Source organism: Trichocoleus sp. ST-U2, assembly GCF_039961875.1.
In the GTDB taxonomy this organism is placed as follows: Bacteria; Cyanobacteriota; Cyanobacteriia; order Cyanobacteriales; family FACHB-T130; genus FACHB-T130.
The window spans coordinates 220,279-233,607 of record NZ_JAMPJY010000001.1 but is presented as its reverse complement, the minus strand read 5'-3'; the positions used below and the strand labels follow the sequence as shown (position 1 = coordinate 233,607).

The 13,329-nt window shown below is 49.0% G+C and carries 11 protein-coding genes; 7 read left to right on the top strand and 4 right to left on the bottom strand.

Annotated features, from left to right (window positions below; all coding sequences use genetic code 11):
• The first annotated feature begins 158 nt into the window (after positions 1-158).
• Complete coding sequence (locus tag NC996_RS00930) at positions 159-3,656, top strand: HEAT repeat domain-containing protein (RefSeq protein ID WP_242037468.1); 3,498 nt, start codon at positions 159-161, stop codon at positions 3,654-3,656.
• Positions 3,657-3,743: 87 nt separating this feature from the next.
• Here the strand turns inward: NC996_RS00930 and NC996_RS00925 are convergent, their stop codons facing one another.
• Both NC996_RS00925 and NC996_RS00920 read right to left on the bottom strand, forming a co-directional pair.
• Positions 3,744-4,646, bottom strand: a complete 903-nt coding sequence (locus tag NC996_RS00925) for a S1 RNA-binding domain-containing protein (RefSeq protein WP_190676916.1) — start codon at positions 4,644-4,646, stop codon at positions 3,744-3,746.
• 63 nt (positions 4,647-4,709) lie between these two features.
• On the bottom strand, positions 4,710-5,456 hold the full coding sequence (locus NC996_RS00920) for a dienelactone hydrolase family protein (RefSeq protein ID WP_190683345.1): 747 nt from the start codon (positions 5,454-5,456) through the stop codon (positions 4,710-4,712).
• 367 nt (positions 5,457-5,823) lie between these two features.
• Here NC996_RS00920 and NC996_RS00915 point away from each other — a divergent pair, with 367 nt between their 5' ends.
• From NC996_RS00915 to argH, 6 genes are all read left to right on the top strand, one after another.
• Positions 5,824-6,978, top strand: coding sequence for a polysaccharide deacetylase family protein (locus tag NC996_RS00915; RefSeq protein WP_242037467.1), 1,155 nt, complete (start codon positions 5,824-5,826; stop codon positions 6,976-6,978).
• Between the two features lie 232 nt (positions 6,979-7,210).
• Complete coding sequence (locus NC996_RS00910; RefSeq protein WP_190414628.1) at positions 7,211-8,194, top strand: GntR family transcriptional regulator; 984 nt, start codon at positions 7,211-7,213, stop codon at positions 8,192-8,194.
• Positions 8,195-8,452: 258 nt separating this feature from the next.
• A complete protein-coding gene (locus NC996_RS00905) occupies positions 8,453-8,584 on the top strand; it encodes a hypothetical protein (protein ID WP_277877644.1) in 132 nt (43 codons plus the stop codon).
• A 463-nt stretch (positions 8,585-9,047) separates the two neighbouring features.
• Positions 9,048-10,466: a PP2C family protein-serine/threonine phosphatase gene (locus NC996_RS00900; protein WP_190683343.1), complete on the top strand. Its 1,419-nt coding sequence runs from the start codon at positions 9,048-9,050 to the stop codon at positions 10,464-10,466.
• 172 nt (positions 10,467-10,638) lie between these two features.
• Complete coding sequence (locus tag NC996_RS00895) at positions 10,639-10,869, top strand: hypothetical protein (protein ID WP_347276913.1); 231 nt, start codon at positions 10,639-10,641, stop codon at positions 10,867-10,869.
• Between the two features lie 206 nt (positions 10,870-11,075).
• Entirely contained in the window at positions 11,076-12,461 is a 1,386-nt protein-coding gene (argH, locus tag NC996_RS00890) for an argininosuccinate lyase (protein WP_190683341.1), read from the top strand.
• 166 nt (positions 12,462-12,627) lie between these two features.
• On the opposite strand, the gene NC996_RS00885 is transcribed toward argH, so the two are convergent.
• Together NC996_RS00885 and NC996_RS00880 are read right to left on the bottom strand one after the other, a co-directional pair.
• Positions 12,628-12,822 (bottom strand): hypothetical protein, encoded by a 195-nt coding sequence (locus NC996_RS00885; protein WP_190414631.1) that lies wholly within the window; start codon positions 12,820-12,822, stop codon positions 12,628-12,630.
• Between the two features lie 2 nt (positions 12,823-12,824).
• A complete protein-coding gene (locus NC996_RS00880; protein ID WP_190683339.1) occupies positions 12,825-13,220 on the bottom strand; it encodes a hypothetical protein in 396 nt (131 codons plus the stop codon).
• Between the last annotated feature and the right edge of the window lie 109 nt (positions 13,221-13,329).

Below are 13,329 nucleotides of genomic sequence, written 5' to 3'. Positions count from 1 at the left end.
ACTGAGATTAAGATAAATCAGGGCATTACGCCACGGGGAGCTGACACGAGGACTTTTTGATTGTGCCTTATCCTTGCCAAGAGTTTAAACCCGCGAATTGATTAAAGACGAATCGGGGCGATCGCTACCTCCTCAACCTAGCTATATTTTCACACAGCATGATCGACTGGAAGCCATACCTAGAAGCCCTTTGCAATCAATACGCCCAATGGTGGAAAGTCTACACGCTGACGGATGTGGTCGGACGCCAGCGAGTTGACGAGAAATCACCGCCACTGCTTGATTTTATGGTGGAGACGGTGCAGCCTGCCAAGGAACAACCCGGCGAAACAAAGCAGGAAATTGAGCGTTTGGGGGTGCTGGAAGGGTTGCGGAAATATGCCGCAGATCATGTGTTGTTGGTGGGGCGTCCCGGTTCGGGGAAATCGACGGCACTGGCGCGGTTGTTGCTGGAGGAAGCGCAAGCCAGCCGGGAAATTAATTTCCCGGCTGATAGCGAAAGTCGTCTAAAAACGACTCAATCCGCTGCAATTAGTCCGTTGAAACGGACTTCAGCTATGAGCCAGGGAATTGATTCCCTGGCGGATTCGCGCATCCCTGTGTTGGTAGAATTGCGCTACTACCAAACCTCCGTCCTAGACTTAATTCGGGACTTCTTGAAACAGCATGGATTGTTTCTCAACACTTCCGAGATTGAAAGGCTGCTGTTCGAGAAGCGATTTTTGCTGCTGGTGGATGGCATTAATGAATTGCCATCGGAAGCTGCTAGGCGGGATTTAAAGGCTTTTCGCCAGACAAATGCTGCCACGCCGATGATTTTCACGACGCGGGATTTGGGGGTGGGGGGCGACTTGGATATTGCCAAGAAGCTGGAAATGCAACCCCTGAGTGCAGCGCAGATGCAGCAGTTTGTCCGCGCTTATCTGCCCCAGCAGGGAGAGCAGATGTTGAGGCAGTTAGGCAGTCGGTTGCGAGAGTTGGGAGAAACACCTCTGCTGCTGTGGATGCTGTGTTCCCTATTTGGGGCAATGGGGAAAGTGCCGCCGAATCTGGGATTGGTGTTTCGCCAGTTTGTCCGGAGTTATTATGACAAGCTCAAGCAGGATGTTCCGGTAACAGAGGAGTCGCGGGACTGGTGTCAGTTACTCTTGGAACAGCTTGCGTTTAGGATGACTCAGGGGCGAGAAAGGACTGAGTTGCAAGTTGCGATTTCTAAGCAGGAGGCGGAGGAGATTCTGACAGCATTTCTGCGGGATGAGGGATTAGAGCAACCTCGTAACCGTGCTTTGAAATGGCTGAAAGATTTACTCAAGCATCACTTGATTCAACTGGGGGCAGGCAATCAGATTGAATTTAGACACCAACTGATTCAGGAATATTACACGGCTGAGTATTTGCTGAAGGTGCTGACCCCCCTAGGAAGAACCTCTCCCCCAACCCCTCTCCTACGTAGCTTGCTTCTGCGAAGCAGTGGAGAGGGGAGTAATGTTCCTGTTCCCCCCTTCCCTACTAGGGAAGGGGGGCTAGGGGGGTTAGGTCTCAGCGATGATGACTTGAAACGAGACTATCTGAATTATCTGAAATGGACAGAACCCCTAGCACTGATGCTGGAGTTGGTGGAGGATGAGGCACAGGCGGTGCAAGTGGTCGAGTTAGCCTTAAAAGTGGATTTGCTGCTGGGGGCAAGGCTGGCAGGGGTGGTAAAACCAGAGTTTCAGGCACAAACAGTGAGTTTAGTGGCTGGGTTAGCAATTCCTCAGTTACTCAAAATTCAGCTATTGAAGATAACAAAATCTAAGAAAGCCATTCCAGAGTTAGTTAAAGCCCTCAACTATGAAGACTCTGATGTTCGTTGGAGTGCGGCTGATGCTCTAGGTAAAATTGGCTCAGATGCCGCTATCCCAGAGTTACTTAAAGCCCTCAACGATGAAAACTCTGATGTTCGTTGGAGTGCGGCTAATGCTCTGGGTAATATTGGCTCAGATGCCGCTATCAAAGAGTTACTTAAAGCCCTCAACGATGAAGACTCTGATGTTCGTTGGAGTGCAGCTTATGCTTTGGGTAAAATTGACTCAGATGCCGCTATCAAAGAGTTAGTTATCGCCTTCAAACATGAATACTCTGATGTTCGTTGGAGTGCGGCTGATGCTCTGGGTAATATTGGCTCAGATGCCGCTATCCCAGAGTTAGTTAAAGCCCTTAACGATGAAGACTCTGATGTTCGTTGGAGGGCGGCTGATGCTCTAGGTAAAATTGGCTCAGATGCCGTTATCCCAGAGTTAGTTAAAGCCCTCAACGATGAAAAATATTATGTTCGTAAGAGTGCGGCTGATGCTTTGGGTAAAATTGGCTCAGATGCCGCTATTCCAGAGTTAGTTAAAGCCCTCAACTATGAAGACTCTTCTGTTCGTGGGAGTGCGGCTAAAGCTCTGGGTAAAATTGCTAGCCCTGAATTACTGCCTGATTTGTTCAGGCGTCTGGAAACAGATAAAGAAACTAAATTACTTGATACAATTTCTGCCATTCAAGAGCGCTGCAAGTTCTACAATTACACCCTCAGCAAATTGAGTTCAGCTAGCAGCCTCCAATGCTTGGAAATCCCCCCAACCCCCCTTAAAAAGGGCGATGTTCAATCCATCTCTATCAAACTCATGCACATCCTCCACCTCAGTGACCTCCACTTCGGCACCCTCGACCAAGCCAATCTTTGGTCAAACCAACTCGCAGCAGATTTACAAAACGATCGCAACATCTCTCACCTAGACGCCCTCATCCTCTCCGGCGACATCGCCAACTACTCGACAGAAGAAGAATACAAAGCCGCTCAACAATTCCTAGACAACTTCTGCCAAGACTTCCCCCTAAACCCAGACCAAATTATCCTCGTTCCCGGCAACCACGACCTCAACTGGAAACTAGCCAAAAAAGCATACAAACCCGTTTACCGCGAAGACTACGACGGAGAACTTATTGACGGTCACTACATCGAAGAGAGTGCAAGCGTCATCGGTGTTCGCGACGAAACTCAATACAAACAGCGCTTTGCCTACTTCAGCTCTTTCTACAAAACCATCAAAGAAAAACCCTATCCCCTCGACTACGACCAGCAATACACCCTCGACCACCTACCAGAGCAAAACCTGCTAATCTTGGGGCTAAACTCCGCTTGGCAACTCGACCACCACTACAAATCCCGCGCCAGCATCAACACGAACGCCCTCAGCAACGCCCTCACCCAAATTCGCCGCAACCCAGACTACAGAAATTGCTTGAAAATCGCCGTCTGGCATCATCCCCTCGATAGTGCATACTCAGACCGCATCACCGACCAAGGATTCCTCGAACAGCTAGCCGTCAATGGTTTCCGCTTCTTCCTGCACGGACACATCCACAAAGCCGAAACCAGCCTCTTCCGCTACGATATGAGTGCCAACGGGCGAAAATTAGACCGGATTTGTGCCGGAACCTTTGGCGCACCTGTCCGCGAGTGGGTGCCTGGTTATCCCCTCCAGTACAATCTGCTGAAATTTGCAGACAACCAACTCACCGTCTACACCCGCCGCCGCGAAGAACTCAATGGTGCCTGGAAACCCGATGCACGCTGGCTTCAGGGTGCGGGGAAAGAGCCGTTGTCTTATTATGCGATCGCCTTATGACATCAACAAGACGCGATCGCACCCTTCACATCAAAAGCGATCGCACTCTTTATTCCCAAGTGCGATCGCTTTCTATCTTTTTAACACCTATCTGGTGAGATTTTTCCTCGCCCGTTCAGAACGCGACTCAGCTGATTCCATTACCTCAGCCATATTTTCCAGCACTTCTCCTGGATGATTTTCTAAGACTCTGGTAGACAAAGAAACCCGACCTTTACCTTCATCGATATCAACAATCAGTGCTTTAATTACTTGACCCACCTGAAACAATGATGCGAGAGATTCGATGTAGGTTTGGCTGACTTGTTTAATATGCAGTAAACCAGTGATCCCGTCCAAATCAACAAACACACCGAAGGGCTTCACACCAGTAATTTTCCCTTCAACTAACTGCCCAACTTCTATCTGAGTGATGGCAACAGAACGAGTCGCTTGCCGTTGAGAAAGCACCAGTTTGTTCGTGTCAGCAGAAACCTCCAAAAAGCTAGCAGTTAGCTTCTCACCAACCAGGGATTCCAGGTTGTCGCGTTCCACCAAGTGCGATCGCGGAATAAACCCCCGCAACCCTTGCACTTCTACCGTAACGCCCCCCTTATTGATGCCAGTGACACGGGCTTGCACTGTTTGATTCGCTTCCTGCATATCAGCCAGGTTATCCCATGCCTGCTTGATCTCCATCTGCCGCACTGAAAGCGTCACCTGACCATCTGCATCTTGCTCTCGGATAATCAGGAAATCCCGTTCTTCCTGCAACGGCAGCACAATGGATAAATCTGTTACCCGTCTCAACGACGCCTCATCAACAGGTAAAAAAGCCAAAGACTTGCCGCCAATGTCTACATAGGCACCATCACTTTCGTGGGTTTCCACTTTACCGCGCACGACTTGCCCCTTGTGAAATTGGTAGTCGTGTTGTTCGAGAGCTTTGGCAAAATCGTCCATAGAAAATGACGATTTTGCATCTTGAGAAGAGGTCGATTTGGAATTCATGACAACTTAGTTGATTGAAAAAAAGTAATTCCCGACTCGCTGATTGCTAGTGTGGGAAAAAATTTATGCCGCTTGAAGTTCTTGTTCAAACAGCTGTTTTACCTGCTTCCAGGCATCGGCGGCTGTGGTGTCATTGTAACTGGCGCGATGGTCACAGAAAAACCCGTGGTCAGCTCCATCGTAGCGGAAGACACGATGGGGAATGTGGTGTTTCTCTAGCTCCGCTTCAATTTGATCTACCTGTTCGGCGGGTATACTGGCGTCCTCCATGCCGAAAAAGGCGTAAAGCGTGCCTTTGATGTCTTTTGTGCGTGCGATCGTTGGTTCGCCGCCGCCAGGAGTGTTAGTAGCAACGCCAGCACCGTAGAATGACGCTGTGGCTTTAATATCGGGTAAAGTCGCGGCGAGGTAAGCAACGTGACCTCCAAAGCAGAAGCCGATGCAGCCAAAGACAGGTTTGACTTCGGGCAGGGTTTTGAGGTAATTAATTGCCGCCTGGATATCGCCCAGTAATTCTGAGGCTTGAGTTTGATCCTTATACTGTCTGCCAATTTGAATGTCTTCCGGAGTGTAGCCGGTTTCAAAACCCGGTGCTTGGCGTTGAAAGATTGCAGGCGCGATCGCTACATAGCCTTCTTTGGCAATTCGTTCTGTTACCTCCCGGATGTGAGCATTCACTCCAAAAATTTCCTGCAACACCACAATGCCTGGAAAAGGCCCCTCCCCTTCCGGCATTGCCAGGTAAGCCGCAATTTCTAGATCGCCATTGGCAATTTTGAGGTGTTTTGTCCGAATCTTGCTCTCTGTCATGATAATTCTTCTGTGTCCTCTGCCGTTTTTTTAGCAGATAGTGCTACTATTTTGGCTACCAGCAAATTACCCTATTTTTTACAGGAATAAAGTATTTAAAATTTCATGACAGTGCTGCACAAATTATCGCATTTTTTTATAAAGAAAATTTATATAAATCAAACCATAACTTTTTTGTTTAAAATATTCCAATTTTTAAATAATTTGTAATGCTAGCTAGTTTTATTGTGTAGTTTTGTGCGGTTATTGAAGAGTTGCTGACTGTCGAGAAAAGGGATTTTTGGTTAAATGAGTCAAGAACGATAGCTGTTTTTTGTAATCATTAAGAACTCAAAAATTATCAAGGACTAAGGGAAGGAGTTCGACCTTGGCAGACTGGAGAGAAAAAGAAAAACCGACCGGATTATTCACTCGGCAACTTACCTTCATCGCTATCGTTACCTTAACGGCGCTCATCGTCAATAAAATCATCGAACCGTCACCTCAAACTTCCCCTCAGCATCAGTTTGCGATAGAGGTTCGTCAGGACAAGCCGGAAGCTCAACAACTCCCCAGTGTCAGACCCAAAAATTCGCCACCGAGGGAAATAATACCGCCAGCGAGTAGCGCGATCGCTGACACGGCAGAGGCTTCTCCATCGCCAAGTGTATGGGCGATCGCACCATCTATCCCAGTCCAGCAGACACTCCCCATTGTCGAACCGGAAAATCTACCGAGTGAAACAACACCTTCAGCGATCGCTCTCTCACCCGCAGCCGAAAAAACCTTCCCAGTGCCTACCGAGTATCGGGGAAAAACCATTTATCAGGTAAAGCCGAAGAATCTGAAAAAAGTCATCGCCCTCACTTTTGATGATGGCCCTTGGGGGAAAACGACATTGCAAGTGCTGGACATCCTCAAGAAAAACGACATCAAAGCCACATTTTTTTGGGTAGGAGAGCAACTGCAAAGTTATCCAGCCGTAGCGCGACGAGTGGTTGCTGAAGGTCACGCCATTGGCAACCATACCTGGCATCACTCCTATCGTCAGATGGACGAGGCTACGGCGGCAAAGGAAATAGATGATACAGCCGCACTCATCTACAAGACAACCGGAGTCACAACCGCTTACTTCCGCCCTCCCGGCGGCAACTTGCAAAATGGGTTAGCGGCTTACGCCCAAAAGAACAACTACGCCGTGATGATGTGGTCGATTAACTCAGCGGACAGTCGCCGCCACCGCCTCACCGCGCCCAAATTGGTCAAAAACATTCTCAAGAGTGCCTTCCCAGGTTCTATTGTGCTGATGCATGATGGTGGCGGCAACCATTCGACAACGGTTCAAGCTTTACCCCAGATCGTTGAAAAACTCAAAAAGCAGGGATATCAGTTTGTCACCTTGCCGGAACTACTAAAGAGGCAAGAGACAACAGACGCTACTGATTCCGTCTCTAGCGGGGAAGCAGAAACACAGATTCCCCTTGGATTGCAGGAAATTCCGCATTCACCCGGAGAACAACCCGAAAATTATTTCCCTGGCTGAGAGCGCTTTAGACTTTTTTGGAGTTTAGATGCTGGATTGTAGAAGACTTGCAGCAAGTAGCGCTAAGAGCGTATGTGCTGATGCGATCGCGTCTCTACTAGATAGATCAAGTGAGAAGGAGGCAGAATCTTGAAAAACCAGGGCGATAACTCAGCTTCTGTAGCGCATTATGCTATTAAAGAATTGCCCTTCTCACGGCTTCATGAGAATCAGAGTCCTTGGAGGCTCGTAAATGGTTCAGTTTCATATTCAACCAGACAGTGAAATTCCAGCGTCAAAACAGCTATTTGACCAAATGCAGTTTGCGATCGCCTCGCGACAGTTTCCCCCAGGTCATCGATTGCCCAGCACTCGGCAGCTAGCAATGCAGACAGGTCTGCACCGGAATACCATTAGCAAGGTGTACCGGCAGCTAGAAGACACTGGATTAGTAGAATCCCAAGCTGGATCGGGAATTTATGTCAAAGCCCAAGGAAACGAGGGCGGCACTGGACATAGCGGCCCCATACACGAACAATATCCCCATGCCTACAAGCTGGTGCAGCACAGCCTGGATGAACTGCTCAACCAAGGTTGCACCCTCAACCAAGCCAGAGAACTATTTCTAGCAGAAGTTGACTGGCGCTTACGCTGTAGTGCGCGAGTGCTGGTCACGGTTCCGTCACGAGACATCGGTGCTGGGGAATTGATGGTTCAGGAACTGGAAAAATCTTTAGGGATACCCGTACAGTTGGTGCCGATGGAGGAACTCAGTAAAATACTCGATCAAACCCACTCCGGCACCGTGGTGACTAGCCGCTATTTTATTGGGGATGCGGAAGCGATCGCTGCCCCACGAGCGGTGCGCGTCATCCCCGTCGATATTTACGACTACGCTCAAGAACTCCAGCTGGTTCAACGCCTGCCTAAAGACAGCTGTATGGGTCTGGTGAGTCTCAGCTCAGGCATTCTCGGAGTTGCAGAAATTCTTATCCACAGCCTGCGCGGGGATGATTTGCTGGTGATGACAGCCCAGGTAAAAGACACCTACAAACTCAACGCGATCGTTCGCAGTGCCCAAACGATTGTTAGCGATCGCGCCAGTTTTGCCACCGTCAAAGCCGCAGTCGCCGCCGCCCGTGAAGACATTATTCGTCCTCCGGAGCTATTATGTAGCGAAAACTATATTGGCACCAAGTCAATTAACTTGCTCAAGCGCGAACTCGGTTTAGGTTAACAATTTTGGATCTTAGATTTCAACGATCGGATTTCGACGCTCAGACAGTCTAGCTCATCCCATTTGGCAGCCTAAAGTGCCGATTCAGGTGGGATTACCCACCTGCACCCTTCGGTTCAGGCTGAACTTTTGGACGATCCAGATGCTCTAGGGTCTTCATCAGAGATTCAAGTTTTTCACTCAGAAACCCCTTCTAAAATTGGCAATTCCCTGTTGAAACATCGGCAAGAAGCAATCAGAGCAAAGATGACGATTTAGATGAAACCTTCGATGGGTTTAAAAGATGCCATTGAGAAACACCGTGCTGCTAAAGCTTTCCAACCCGATCCCATTCCAGACTTTCGTTTGGAAGAAATCTTTACTTTAGGGATACACGCGCCATCCGGTTAAAATTTACAGTCTTGGCTTGTAAAATCACTCCACACGTATATGTTTGCTGTCTGCTACTCTTAGGCGATGCCGCCGATGAACCAATCAAACATAATAAGGGGCGCTTTGGTATAGATCGGGTTTACTATAGCGACAGTTATGGTGATTTCCGTCTATAGACTTATGCAGAAGTTTTCAAAAAGCCCCTCCGGGTGATTGGCATAACCTGCAATTAAGGGTATATTTACACCTCAAGAACAGCCGGCTCCTTTTGCTTAGCGATCGCGTCCGGACCGCTAGCTGCAACTGGCAACTGTTGCGATAGTAATCGGGAACAATTTTGCTCTAACGCCTTCTTAATTTTTTTAAATCAAAGGCGTTTTCCCCAAACCGTTGCCAAAACTGGCAATTCTTAAGCCAGAATCTGTAAAGATATCCTGACAGCTAAAACAAACTTTTGTGCGGAACTCTAACTCCTGATGCTATGACTGCTGTGCCCCTTCCTCGCCAGCCATCTCCCTTACCTGACGGCGGTACCACCGCCGAAACGACGCCTGTTTTCGCGCTCAAAGAACTGGTGGCGCGTTTGCATCGAGAACAGCGCAAGATTCAAGACTTGCTCTCGTCGTTAGGGTTTGCCCTGCGTAGCTTCAATAACTTGAATCAGTTTTTGGAGTTGATTCCGCTGATGGCAACGCGGGTCACAGATGCCGATGGCGGCATTCTCATCCGGTTTTTGCCGAATGGTCAGGTGCGGCTAGAACGCCTGCACTGTCAGGAAGGTCAATCTTGTCAGGATATTCGCAAGGCGCTTAACGCCGCAACCCGTCAGGCGAGTAATCCCTCGACAACGGCAGAGGGGGTCGCTACACCGCCATCATTGGATTCTCAACTGAGCCGGTTTTTGGGGCCAGACATTCAGGTATTTGGCACTCCGATTCTGGTGAAAAATACAGAGTGGGGACGTCTTTATGTGTTCAGCCGCGATCCCAAATATATTTGGACAGACACCCGGCAGAAGTTGGTGCGCTTAGTTGCCGATCAAACAGCAGTTGCGATCGCAAACGATGAACTTACCGTCGAACTACGCCAAAAAGAACGCCTAGATAAAGAATTAGAAATTGGTGCCGATATCCAGCTGCGCCTACTACCGCGACAATGTCCGAATATTTATGGAGTCGAACTAGCGGCAAAGTGCCAAACGGCTAGTCGCGTCGGCGGAGATTACTATGATTTTATTCCTGCCAATTATGACCAGCTGCGCCCCCAAACAGACAGTGATTCGGAAGTGGAAACTGCCCGAAGAGGATCGGTTCCGTGGAGCCTGGTAATCGGGGATGTCATGGGCAAAGGCGTCCCAGCGGGTCTAATCATGACGATGACGCGGGGGATGCTGCGAGCCGAAGTGCTAAACAGGCACTCACCGGCGAAGATCCTGCAACATTTAAACCGGGTAATGTATGCCGATTTGGAAAACTCCCATCGGTTTGTCACCCTGTTTTATTCCGAATACGATCCGCAAACCCGGATTCTGTCTTACAGTAATGCCGCCCACCATCCTCCCTTGTTATGGCAGGCATCAACCCGTTCCATCAAGCGCTTGGATACCTGGGGAATGCTGATTGGTCTGGATGCCGATTCCCAGTATGAAGATGCCCAAGTCCAGCTGTATCCTGGGGACACGATTATTTATTACACCGATGGTTTTACCGATGCGGCAAATCAAAATGGCGATCGCTTTGACGAAGAAAAGCTGAGCCGCACCTTCCAGTGGGCTTGCCAGCATTGCAACAGCACCCAAGCGATTTTAGATTACCTATTTGAGCAAGTACAGCAGTTTATCGGTCCATCCAGCCGGAACGGAGATGATATGACGCTAGTGGTGATGCAGGTCAAAAGTTAATCGGTAATGAGTCATTGGTCATTTCCTATACCCATGACTCATTACCCATCACTGACTCCCCCACTAGCAAAGACATCAGCTTTGTGTTAATACAATCTGAACGGATGCACGAGCAACCTTTGCCAACATCTCTATTTGTTGTGAGGAAATCAGAGTCATGGTGCTTAATGAAATGCACGAAATAATCGGTTGGTTGCCCAACTTGACCCACGGTTACGATACGGTATCGCTTTGGTTTTCGCACTCGCCGGTCAATTGGCCCGTCTTGGCGCAAGAAATCAGAGACCCAAAAGTGTTAGACCAGATGCAGAATGCCTTTAACTACTTCATTAAATCAGGGCAAGTCTGGGCGCTGTTAATCGGGCTGTTTTTTGGCTACCTGATTCGAGGGATTACGGCTTAGTGGATAGCGTTTGAAGGTTTAATAAAGTTAAAGGTTGAAGGTTGAAAGTTGAATGTTTGGATACAGCTTGCTCGTCCTGAAATTTGCTAAAGAGTAAGATGCTTGCCTTTGCAAGCTACAACCTTCTCGACGAGCCAACTTTCAACCTGCTCGCCTTTCAAGCTGCTCGCCTTTGAATCTGTTAATCCAACGTTACCAAGAAGCTCGTGACTCAACAAAAAACTTGGAGCCAACGGTTTGAATCGGCGTTGCATCCTGCGATCGCTCGCTTCAACGCTAGTATCGGCTTCGACATCGAACTCATCGAATACGACCTCACCGGCTCGATTGCCCATGCCAAAATGCTCGCTCACACCGGCATTATTTCAGAGTCGGAGGCACAACAGCTAGTCGCAGGCTTAGAACAAATCCGCCAAGAATACCGAGAAGGAAACTTCAATCCAGGGATAGATGCAGAAGACGTTCATTTTGCGGTGGAGCACAGGCTGACAGAAATTACCGGAGATGTCGGTAAAAAATTGCACACGGCGCGATCGCGCAACGATCAAGTAGGCACTGACACCCGCCTCTACTTGCGAGATCAAATTTCCCAAATTCGCAGCCAGTTGCGCGAATTTCAGGGAGTTCTCCTCGACCTTGCCCAAAATTACATCGAAACCCTAATTCCCGGCTATACGCACCTACAACGCGCCCAACCAGTCTCTTTAGCTCACCACCTCCTCGCCTACTTTCAAATGCTAGAACGGGACTGGGAGCGGCTAGGAGAAGTCTATGGGCGCGTCAATATCTCGCCTTTGGGGAGTGGCGCACTTGCCGGAACCACTTTCCCCATCGATCGACACTACACCGCCAAACTGCTCAACTTTGATGGGGTCTATGCCAACAGTATGGATGGCGTGAGCGATCGCGATTTTGCGATTGAATTTCTCTCTAGCGCCAGCCTGATCATGGTTCACCTCAGCCGTTTATCGGAGGAAGTCATCCTTTGGTCATCTCACGAATTCGGCTTTGTCACCCTCAAAGATAGCTGCGCCACCGGCTCCAGCATCATGCCCCAAAAGAAAAACCCCGACGTGCCTGAACTCGTGCGGGGTAAAACAGGTCGTGTTTTTGGGCATCTGCAAGGAATGCTAGTGCTGATGAAAGGGCTACCTTTGGCTTACAACAAAGACTTACAAGACGACAAAGAAAGCCTATTTGACAGTGTAAAGACCGTTAAAGGCTGCTTAGAAGCAATGACCATTTTGTTTCGCGAGGGGCTAGAATTTCGTACCGCTCGCCTTGCAGAAGCCGTCGCGGAAGATTTCTCCAACGCGACCGATGTTGCTGATTACCTAGCAGCGCGGGGTGTCCCCTTCCGGGAAGCTTACAATCTCGTGGGCAAGGTTGTAAAAACTTCCCTCGCTGCCGGTAAACTTCTCAAGGATTTGAGCTTGGAAGAATGGAAGGAATTGCACCCAGCTTTTGAGCCAGACATCTATGAAGCCATCTCTCCAAGACAAGTAGTTGCCGCTCGTAATAGTTACGGCGGTACCGGATTCGAGCAAGTGAGACAAGCGATTCAAGCTGCCCAGTCTCGGCTGAGTAGTTAGGACTAAGTAATCAGGACTGAGGACTGAGTAATTAGGACTGAGTAATCAAGACTGAGGGCTAAATAGGGGATTTCTCAATTTCGCAAATGAGTTAGTAGCTGAAGAAAAATATTTTTCTTCCTCAGTCCTCAGTCCTCAGCCCTCAGCCCTCAGCACCGAGCAATGGCTAACCCATCGCGCCGCCCATTGCTCCCATTCCTCCTCCCATCTTGTCTTCATCCTCCTCATTGGTTCTCTCTCCGGGCGATCTTTGACGCCGGAATTTAGAGAACCGACCCGTAGTTTGACGTTTACGAAACTTGCGGGCGTATGCTTGATTACGCTGCGCCTTTTCTTTCTTAGGGTTACGGCGCTTCGCCATGTTCACCTCTTTGATATACGACTAAAAAATGGTGCCTTTGGGTTTTCCCCCGCACCTGATGCTTGTTGGTGTTGCCAGTCACGCCCAAGGCTTGGAAAAGCAGGTGCTAGAATCTGCCAATCTGGCAATCTACCGCGATCGCCCTCTTTTCGAGGGTTCTCCTTCGGTCTGGCTTGGTTGATCTGCATCTGACGCCCCATCCATTTTGCACCATCCAGCACCGAAATAGCTGTCTTTTTTTGCGGAGCTTCCACCCTCTCTACGAAAGCAAAGCCCCGCACTTTGCCTGTCTTCCGGTCGCTTGGTATCGCCACACTTTTGGCTGAACCAGATGCAGAGACTTGTTTAAAGTCTTTTGGAGTAACCTGCGAAGACAGACTTTCGATGTAAATAGTCATCCAACAATATCCATCCGAACAGTTGATTCAGATGAAAGCCGAGAGAGAGAAGAGCGACCTAGAAGCGCAAAATTAAAGCGTCTCTAGCAACTTCTCAGAACCTACTCTT

Coding starts and splice junctions, on each gene's coding strand:
- NC996_RS00930 (WP_242037468.1), top strand. CDS start 159: ATGATCGACTGGAAGCCATACCTAGAAGCCCTTTGCAATCAATACGCC.
- NC996_RS00925 (WP_190676916.1), bottom strand. CDS start 4,646: ATGAATTCCAAATCGACCTCTTCTCAAGATGCAAAATCGTCATTTTCT.
- NC996_RS00920 (WP_190683345.1), bottom strand. CDS start 5,456: ATGACAGAGAGCAAGATTCGGACAAAACACCTCAAAATTGCCAATGGC.
- NC996_RS00910 (WP_190414628.1), top strand. CDS start 7,211: ATGGTTCAGTTTCATATTCAACCAGACAGTGAAATTCCAGCGTCAAAA.
- NC996_RS00905 (WP_277877644.1), top strand. CDS start 8,453: ATGAAACCTTCGATGGGTTTAAAAGATGCCATTGAGAAACACCGTGCT.
- NC996_RS00900 (WP_190683343.1), top strand. CDS start 9,048: ATGACTGCTGTGCCCCTTCCTCGCCAGCCATCTCCCTTACCTGACGGC.
- NC996_RS00895 (WP_347276913.1), top strand. CDS start 10,639: ATGCACGAAATAATCGGTTGGTTGCCCAACTTGACCCACGGTTACGAT.
- NC996_RS00885 (WP_190414631.1), bottom strand. CDS start 12,822: ATGGCGAAGCGCCGTAACCCTAAGAAAGAAAAGGCGCAGCGTAATCAA.
- NC996_RS00880 (WP_190683339.1), bottom strand. CDS start 13,220: ATGACTATTTACATCGAAAGTCTGTCTTCGCAGGTTACTCCAAAAGAC.